Origin of the sequence: Caballeronia choica (assembly GCF_001544535.1) — a bacterium.
Taxonomy (GTDB): Bacteria; Pseudomonadota; Gammaproteobacteria; order Burkholderiales; family Burkholderiaceae; genus Caballeronia; species Caballeronia choica.
The window spans coordinates 1-504 of record NZ_FCON02000657.1 but is presented as its reverse complement, the minus strand read 5'-3'; the positions used below and the strand labels follow the sequence as shown (position 1 = coordinate 504).

Genomic DNA, 504 nt, shown 5'->3' with positions numbered 1-504 from the left:
ACAGCCGAAGGCTGGGTGTACCTTGCGGTTATCATCGACCTGTTCAGCCGGCAGGTGGTGGGCTGGTCGATGCAGCCGCACATGAAGGCCGAACTGGTCACGGACGCATTGCGCATGGCGTGGTTCCGGCGCCGCCCTGAAGCCGGTGTAATTGTGCATAGCGACCGGGGCAGCCAGTATTGCAGCGGCCTGTTTCAGGACTCGTTGAAGGCCTATGGCATGCGTTCGTCGATGAGCCGGCGCGGCGATTGTTGGGATAACGCGCCCACCGAAAGTCTCTGGGGTTCGCTCAAGGTAGCACGTATGCACGGCAGACACTTTGCCACGCGGCGTGCCGCAATGGACGAGGTAATTGACTGGCTGGGCTTTTACAATGCACGCCGGTTACACTCGACGCTCAACTACGTCAGCCCAATGACTTTCGAGCAGAAGTGGTTCGCAGCGCAGCAAGGCAAGGCCGCATAACATCCTCGGTATGGGATTCGCCAAACGGGGGCAAGGTCA

1 protein-coding gene is annotated in these 504 nt (G+C 59.9%); it reads left to right on the top strand.

The genetic code is table 11. The features are described 5' to 3' along the window. A partial coding sequence (locus AWB68_RS46200) for an IS3 family transposase (RefSeq protein ID WP_125483351.1) occupies positions 1–465 on the top strand: 465 nt, incomplete at its 5' end. Positions 466–504 lie beyond the last annotated feature (39 nt).